The organism is Terriglobales bacterium, assembly GCA_035764005.1.
Classification (GTDB): Bacteria; Acidobacteriota; Terriglobia; order Terriglobales; family Acidobacteriaceae; genus Gp1-AA112.
Genome location: DASTZZ010000023.1, coordinates 1 through 7,396 on the forward strand (window position 1 = coordinate 1; position 7,396 = coordinate 7,396).

Annotated in this window: 9 protein-coding genes; all 9 read left to right on the forward strand. The window is 57.2% G+C overall.

Annotated features, from left to right (window positions below):
* The coding region (locus VFU50_03840) for a hypothetical protein (GenBank protein ID HEU5231968.1) at positions 1–247 on the forward strand (247 nt) is incomplete at its 5' end.
* 76 nt (positions 248–323) lie between these two features.
* On the forward strand, positions 324–461 hold the full coding sequence (locus VFU50_03845; protein ID HEU5231969.1) for a hypothetical protein: 138 nt from the start codon (positions 324–326) through the stop codon (positions 459–461).
* Between the two features lie 55 nt (positions 462–516).
* Positions 517–1,419, forward strand: coding sequence for a DMT family transporter (locus VFU50_03850; protein ID HEU5231970.1), 903 nt, complete (start codon positions 517–519; stop codon positions 1,417–1,419).
* A gap of 202 nt (positions 1,420–1,621) precedes the next feature.
* The gene (locus tag VFU50_03855) at positions 1,622–3,175 is read left to right on the forward strand and encodes a Do family serine endopeptidase (GenBank protein HEU5231971.1); all 1,554 of its coding nucleotides are present in this window, start codon (positions 1,622–1,624) and stop codon (positions 3,173–3,175) included.
* A 275-nt stretch (positions 3,176–3,450) separates the two neighbouring features.
* Positions 3,451–3,915 carry a peptidoglycan-binding domain-containing protein gene (locus VFU50_03860; protein HEU5231972.1) on the forward strand — a complete coding sequence of 155 codons (465 nt, stop codon included), beginning with the start codon at positions 3,451–3,453 and terminating at the stop codon, positions 3,913–3,915.
* A 114-nt stretch (positions 3,916–4,029) separates the two neighbouring features.
* Positions 4,030–4,980 carry a bifunctional 5,10-methylenetetrahydrofolate dehydrogenase/5,10-methenyltetrahydrofolate cyclohydrolase gene (locus tag VFU50_03865; GenBank protein HEU5231973.1) on the forward strand — a complete coding sequence of 317 codons (951 nt, stop codon included), beginning with the start codon at positions 4,030–4,032 and terminating at the stop codon, positions 4,978–4,980.
* On the forward strand, positions 4,977–5,639 hold the full coding sequence (coaE, locus tag VFU50_03870; protein ID HEU5231974.1) for a dephospho-CoA kinase: 663 nt from the start codon (positions 4,977–4,979) through the stop codon (positions 5,637–5,639). Before VFU50_03865 ends, coaE begins: the two co-directional genes overlap by 4 nt.
* A gap of 7 nt (positions 5,640–5,646) precedes the next feature.
* Positions 5,647–6,816 (forward strand): trypsin-like peptidase domain-containing protein, encoded by a 1,170-nt coding sequence (locus VFU50_03875; GenBank protein HEU5231975.1) that lies wholly within the window; start codon positions 5,647–5,649, stop codon positions 6,814–6,816.
* Positions 6,817–7,022: 206 nt separating this feature from the next.
* On the forward strand, positions 7,023–7,396 hold a 374-nt coding region (locus VFU50_03880), incomplete at its 3' end, for a DUF4968 domain-containing protein (protein ID HEU5231976.1).

The following is a 7,396-nucleotide window of genomic DNA, read 5'->3' on the forward strand; positions in this document are numbered from 1 at the left end:
TCCAGGGTTGGCGGTTCGTCGCGCCGGAGTTCTAGGCTGTGTGATCGGTTTTTCCTTTGGCGTTGCTGTTGGCGCTGTAATGGAGTTACCCTCCCAAACTTCGATGCGGCGGAGCTGCTGCACGTTGTATCAGATTGCAAGGATTGAAGATAGTTGTGGAAAAGTGAAAAATCCAGTGATCAAGTCGCGTGGTGTTCGGGTAACTGCAGACATCGGCGCGCCGGAGGCTGCGTTTGCGTTGTTATAGTGACGGGATGGGCTTGCCTGGCCGTATACCACCAGAACCGCCTCCCGACCCGGACCCACGGAGGAATCTGTTCTGGATGTACATTTCGTTTTTGGGCATATCAATTCCCAAACCGGGTCAGGAAAAACGGGCATTTGCGATGCTGATGATTGGCGTCATTCTCTTTTTGGCGTTCATTGCGGTCGGAATTCTGACCATCTTTCACCTGTGGTGAAGCCCGTTCCCGAATTGAACCTCGGACTCCCTGTATTGTTATTCTCACTACTTGCATGTCCAGAGCCCTGAAAGCCCATATACTCCTTGTGCTCGTCACGTTCGTCTGGGGCACGACGTTCGTTCTGATTAAAGATGCCGTCGAGCAGGACGCCACGCCGCTGATGTTCAACTTCGTCCGTATGGTGCTGGCGACCGTGACTCTCGCAGTTGTATTTCATCGCGAACTCTTCCACATCACGCGTCAGGCCTTGATTGCGGGCGCAATCACTGGAATCTTCCTTGGTCTTGGTTATGAATTTCAGACAACAGGCTTGCGACTGACAACGGCTTCCAAATCCGCTTTCATCACCGGAATTTCCGTCGTGCTTGTACCGCTGTTTCTCATCGTTTTCTGGGGCCGCAAAATTCGGACGTGGACAGCGTTGGGCGTGCTTGCCGCTGTGGTCGGTCTATTTCTGCTCACCGTTCCAGCGAGTGAAAGCGGCCTCGGCGCATGGGAAAGCGTGAATCGCGGCGACTTGCTCACCCTAGGCTGCGCCATCAGTTTTGGCTTCCAAATCATCTTTCTCGGACACGCGACTGAGCGGCATTCATTTGCCCAAATTGGGTTTCTGCAGGTGGCCACATCGGCGCTGCTTATGGGCATTGCCGCACCCATGCTCGAGCATCCGCACATCGTCTGGACTCCCCGCGTGGTGTGGGCGATCCTGATTACAGCACTTCTCGGGACAGCGGCGGCCTTCACGATTCAAGCCTGGGCACAACAGTTCACTTCGCCGACGCATACCGCCCTCATCTTCTCGCTTGAACCGGTCTTTGCCTGGATTACGTCCTACATCGCTCTCGGCGAGCGCCTGGGAGCACGAGCGGCGATTGGGGCCGTGCTGATTCTCGGAGGCGTGCTCGTATCGGAGTTGCTGGGCTCAGCTGCGGCGCCAAAGGTTGCAGATGCATAACGACGAACCTGCCGAGATAACATTCCATCGCCACATGCGTCTATTGCTGCGGAACACGCGTCTAACCAATCAGAAGTTTGGGCTTTGAAAGGAACCTTCCTGCGGCCAACGACCTGCCTGCCGTTTGCTTCTCGCTATAATTAAGGGTTGCCAACCGTTGGTGAGGAAGATCATGGATTCACACATGACACTACGAGATCGCATGAGGTCGCACCGGTTCTTATCTACCGTTCTTGTGGTTGCGACATTATTCGTCGGCATTCTTATTGGTACGGTCATTCAGCGTGGTGTAAAGGGCGCAACCAAGACTGTGAACAGCTCCGACGCCACCCAGTTGAAAGTTCCCGCGCCGCAACAACTCTCAAGCGCGTTCAGCCAAGTCGCCAAACAGCTGGAGCCGAGCGTCGTTAACGTCAATACGGAATCGACGCCAAAAGCGGTAAGCCCGAGAGGTCGCCGCCGCGGAACGCCTCCCGACCAGGACGATCAAGACCCATTTCAGGACTTCTTCGATCGCTTCTTCGGAGGCCAGGGCGCGAGCCCATTTGGCGGTCAGGGCGGAGCGGGAGCGACTGAGCACTCCCTTGGCTCCGGCGTGATTGTCGATCCAAAGGGATACATCATCACCAACCAGCACGTGGTGGATAAAGCCGATCGCATTCGCGTGAAGCTCGACGGCGATCCCCCGGGAGTCCAGCATGACGCGAAAGTCGTAGGCACCGATGCCGAAACCGATTTGGCAGTCATAAAGATTGACGTTGATCATCCGCTTACCGCGGCGAAGCTCGGCAACTCGGATTCTATGAACGTGGGCGACTGGGTTTTGGCCATCGGCAGCCCATTTGCGCTGGAGGAAACTGTCACCGCCGGCATCGTCTCCTCTAAAGGACGCGACATCGACAGCCGCCGCCAGTTTCAGCACTTTATTCAGACCGACGCAGCCATCAATCCCGGCAACTCCGGCGGGCCGCTGGTCAACATGAATTCTGAAGTCATCGGCATCAACACCGCCATCTTTACCGAGTCCGGCGGGTACCAGGGCGTCGGCTTTGCTCTGCCCTCGAATATCGTCGTCGATGTTTACAACCAGCTCATCGGGTCGGAACACAAAGTAGTCCGCGGCTCGATCGGCGTCGCCTTCAACGCACAGCCGAGCCCGGCCATTGCCCGTATGTACGGAGCCGGAGTGGTTGTTTCCAGTGTCACACCGGGTGGTCCAGCAGACCAGGCCGGCATCAAGATCGGTGACACCATCACCTCCGTCAACGGCAAGCATGTAAAGACCGGAGATGAACTCGTAGCCGACATCACCGCCGAAAAGCCGGGAACAAAGGTAAAGATCGGCTATGAACGCGGCGGAAAGGCCTCGGAAGCCACGGTGACCGTCGCCGATCGCGCCAAGCTCTACGGCAATACCGCCACGAATGAGGAAGAGCAAGGGGGCGAGGAAGAGCCAGCCTCCGGAAAGATGGGCATTTCCGTCCGAGCGATCACGCCAGATATGGCCGATCGCCTGGGAATTCCGGCAAATAAAGGTGTAATCGTCAGTGATGTGAAGCCCGGATCCTTCGCCGAGGACATCGGCCTCAGCCGCGGCGATGTGATCCTCGAGGTCAACAAGCAGCCGGTAAACAGCGAGGACGACTTCCGCCGCATCACCGGCCAGCTCAAGACTGGCCAGGATGTAGTCTTCCTGGTCCGCCAAGGACGAGGACGGAACGCCAGCACGATCTTCCTCGCCGGCACGCTTCCGTAAACGTAAGTAGTTGTAGATAAACAACCTGACGGCAGGATATCGGTCATATCCTGCCGTCGCACTTTGGCGCGGAGCTGCAGAAAATCCTGAGACTCGGAGCAGAACTGGTTACTAATGGTGCATCTCACCTCCCCAAAGGTGAGGTGTACTACCGGGTTTTTCGAGGGCAATATTTTCGGGTGCAAAAGCCCTCCCGGTCAGGTAAGCTGCTTCTCACCCTTAAGAACTTCCCCAAATTGGGTCCGGGGATATCCCCGGCTTCAAAATGGAGGCTTATGCGGTCGAACTCTCTGGCAAAGTTTGGAATTACATTTCTGATCATCGGCCTCTTGGGCTTGCCGGCAGTCGCAGTCAGCCCGAAGTCCAGCGGCAAAAAGACCAGTTCACATCGCTCCTCTCGGATAGGACACCATCTGCGCAGGAGCAGTTGGAAGCGCCACGGGCAGCAGAAAATTTCCAGCGACCGTGCACGCGAGATCCAGGAAGCACTGATCCGCGAGCACTACCTTGACGGCCAGCCAACCGGCGTTTGGGATAGCAGAACCCAGGCGGCAATGCGCAAGTTCCAGGCCGACCAAGGCTGGCAGAATAAAGTCGTCCCCGATTCACGCGCGCTGATCAAACTTGGACTCGGGCCGAGCCACGAAAACGACCTGAATCCCGATTTGATGGGCGACGGCGGCTTCACTCCGATTGCCGCTCCGCTTGTTGACAGCCACAACGACATTCCGCGCCAGTAGCTCCACACACTCTTAGCTGCGCAAGATCAGAAGCCGCGACCTGCACACCGCCGGTCGCGGTTTTGTTTTGAACGCGAATCCCAGAGGTTCGACGCCCGCTCCCATTTACACTGATTGTTCTACTCACCTCAGGAGCGCCTTTCCCAATTGGCCACCATCCTCGACGGTAACCGGATCGCGTCTGACATCAAAGGCGAAGTTGCCATCGATATCAGACAACTCGCGAGACAGGGGATTCGAGCCGGCCTGGCCGCTGTGCTCGCCGGCAATAATCCTGCTTCCGAAGTGTACGTCCGCAGCAAGGTGCGCGCGTGCGAGGAGTTGGGCATCTACAGCGAGAAGATCACGCCATCCGATTGCGTTACTACCGAGGAGATGCTCACGATCATCGCGACGCTCAACCAGCGTGAGGATATCGATGGCATCCTGGTGCAGCTTCCCCTGCCACCGCAGGTCGACGCCAAGCGCGTCTTGCTCGATGTGCTTCCAGAGAAAGATGTTGACGGCTTTCATCCAGTGAACGTCGGCAACCTTTCCACGCAGCGGCCGGGACTGACGCCTTGCACCCCTTCGGGCATCATAGAAATTCTGAAGCGTAGCGAAATTGAGATTGCCGGCCATTCCGCAGTCGTGTTGGGTCGGAGCGATATTGTTGGCAAGCCTGTCGCAATGATGCTGCTGAATCAGAATGCAACCGTCACGGTTTGTCATAGCCGCACCGTCGATTTGCCGGCGTATACCCGAACGGCAGACATTCTGGTGGCCGCCATCGGCAAAGCGGCGCTGGTCACGCCGGAAATGGTCAAGCCCGGCGCTACCGTGATTGACGTTGGCATTAATCGGTTGATGGACAAGAAGAGAATTGAGCAATTCTTTCCTAACGACCCAAAGCGGCTCGAGCAATTTGCCGCAAAAGGCTCGACGCTTGTCGGAGACGTACATCCGCGAGTTGCAGAAGTGGCCGGCGCCATTACGCCCGTGCCTGGAGGCGTGGGTCCGCTGACGATCGCCATGTTGATGTCGAATACAGTGAAAGCGGCAAGGATGCGACGGGGCCTGGTATGAGCCTGCGCGTCGGTCTAACCGGAGGACTCGCAAGCGGAAAAACAGTAGTAGCTCAGATGTTCGCTTCGCGCGGCGCTTATGTGATGTACGCCGATAAGCTCGCGCACGAACTGATGCAACCGGGTCAGCCCGTATACGAGCAAGTCGTGGACCAGTTCGGCGACTCGATCCTCAACTCTGATGCAACAATCAACCGTTCCGTACTGGCTGCGTTAGCCTTCGAGGGGGAGCGCGTAAAAGAGTTGAATGCGCTCGTCCATCCCGGGGTTACCGCCCGCATGCAGCGGTGGTTCGCTGAAATGAGGGAGTTCGATCCGAAAGGAATCCTGGTGTTTGAAGCTGCTCTGATCCTCGAAGCGGGCATGGGCAAGTACTTCGACAAACTCGTTGTAGTGACGAGCAATCGCGAACAGAAACTCGAGCGCTTTGCTCAGCGCGTGCTCGGTACGTCTGTCGCTAACACCGAGGAACTGGAAAAGGCCCTGCGCGACGCCGAGCGAAGGCTCGGAGCGCAGCTTTCGGAATCGGAGAAAGTAGCGGCTGCCGACCATGTGATCAACAATTCCGGCTCGCTCGCCGAAACCGAGCGCCAGGTTAATAAAATATTTAAAGAGCTCCAGATGATGGCTGCATCGTCGCCAACTCCGTCTCACTCGTGAGTTTTTTATGAAGATATTGCGTCCACTCATTTTCTCTATCGCTCTCGTACTCGGCTTTTATATTGTCACCACTCACGGACGCGGCGCCGGATTCCACCTCCCTTTCACCGACGGGAGCACCGCGCGGCCAACGAAGATTGAAATCACTCAGGCTGCAGCGCCTCCGCCGCTCGATCCGGAAGAGCAGAACAACATCAACGTGTACCGCAAGGTGATCCCAGCCGTCGTAAACATCACTTCAACCGCCGTCGCATTTGATTTCTTCTACGGCGCAGTTCCACAGCAGGGACAAGGCTCCGGTTTCATCATTGACAGCGAAGGCCACATCCTCACGAACTACCACGTCATCGCCGGGGCCCGCCAGGTGGAAGTCACGCTTTCGAATAAGAAGAAATATCGTGCCGACCTAATCGGCTCGGATCGCCAGAAGGATCTCGCAGTACTTCAGATACCGGCGAAAAATCTTACACCTGCGGTTCTGGGCGATTCGAAGGTACTGGAGGTCGGACAAAAAGTTTATGCGATCGGAAATCCATTTGGCCTGAGCGGCACGATGACGCGCGGCATCATCAGTTCAATCCGCTCGGTCCGCGGTCCCGAGGGCAATGCCATCGACCAGGCAATTCAGACCGACGCCGCCATTAACCCTGGAAATTCCGGTGGTCCGCTGCTGAACTCGCATGGTGAAGTAATCGGTATCAACAGCATGATTCTCACCGGCGGCGCCGAGCAGAGCGCCGGTGTGGGATTCGCAATCCCGATCAACTCCGCGAAAGCCGTGCTCAACGACCTGGTGGAGTTCGGCCGAGTGCGTCGTCCCAGTTTGGGAATCGCCGGCTTGCTGCCCATCGGGCCCGAACTGGCCGACCAATTAGGCCTCGCCGCAGATGCGGGAGTTCTCATTCAGCAAGTCGTGCCAGGCGGCGCAGCCGATCGCGCCGGCCTGCGTGGTGGACATGAGCGAGCGTACCTGGGCAACATCCCGATCTACATTGGAGGCGACCTCATTGTCGAGATCGACGGTCAGGACATCCAAACGCCGGCGGATATTCAGAACGTGCTTGACAACCACCACTCAGGCGACACCGTGACAGTAGTCGTCTATCGCGGTAAGCAGCGGCTGACTCTACACGTCACGCTAGATGAATCGCGAGGTGGGCAGCAGCGCGTAGCCTAGCCGGCGCAGCTCATCGAGTTTACGTTGACAATGGCAGTTCTGTGTCCTAACGTCGCCTCTTGCTTTCAAAACCCTCTATGATCCGAATCTTTGGCTTTGCTTTGTGCGTGTGTTCCATTGCTTTCGCCCAAACCACCTCTAATCCACCAAATGTAAGCGGGACGCCCGAAACTCGGCCTCAGCAAGCAGCCACAGCAGAAAATGCAGTGGCTCCAGTTGCCTTAGGGGCAATCCGTGCGGTTCACCCGGTGCCGAACGGCCTGGAAATCGAGAGCGAGAACGGACGTCTGCAAATCACAGCTTTGCAGGACGACGTGATTCGGGTCCGCGCGACGCGCGCGAGCCAGTTTGCCGCGAAGTATTCCTACGCTGTGCTGCCCACCCCAGCGGAAGTGCAACAGTCCTTTTCCGCAAAGACGCAGGAGATCGCGGATGCCGCCGAACTCGACACCGCAGCGCTCCACATCCGCGTTGATCGCCGCAGTTCCACGGTGAGTTTTCTAGGAGCAGACGGCGCATTCATCGCCGGCGACTCCGCGTCCATCACATGGCGAGGCGACGAGTTCACCGTCCATCGCAT

What these genes read in the sequence shown, in the direction of transcription:
- VFU50_03855 (HEU5231971.1), top strand. Translation starts at nt 1,622, where the DNA reads ATGAGGTCGCACCGGTTCTTATCTACCGTTCTTGTGGTTGCGACATTA.
- VFU50_03845 (HEU5231969.1), top strand. Translation starts at nt 324, where the DNA reads ATGTACATTTCGTTTTTGGGCATATCAATTCCCAAACCGGGTCAGGAA.
- VFU50_03850 (HEU5231970.1), top strand. Translation starts at nt 517, where the DNA reads ATGTCCAGAGCCCTGAAAGCCCATATACTCCTTGTGCTCGTCACGTTC.
- VFU50_03875 (HEU5231975.1), top strand. Translation starts at nt 5,647, where the DNA reads ATGAAGATATTGCGTCCACTCATTTTCTCTATCGCTCTCGTACTCGGC.
- VFU50_03860 (HEU5231972.1), top strand. Translation starts at nt 3,451, where the DNA reads ATGCGGTCGAACTCTCTGGCAAAGTTTGGAATTACATTTCTGATCATC.
- coaE (HEU5231974.1), top strand. Translation starts at nt 4,977, where the DNA reads ATGAGCCTGCGCGTCGGTCTAACCGGAGGACTCGCAAGCGGAAAAACA.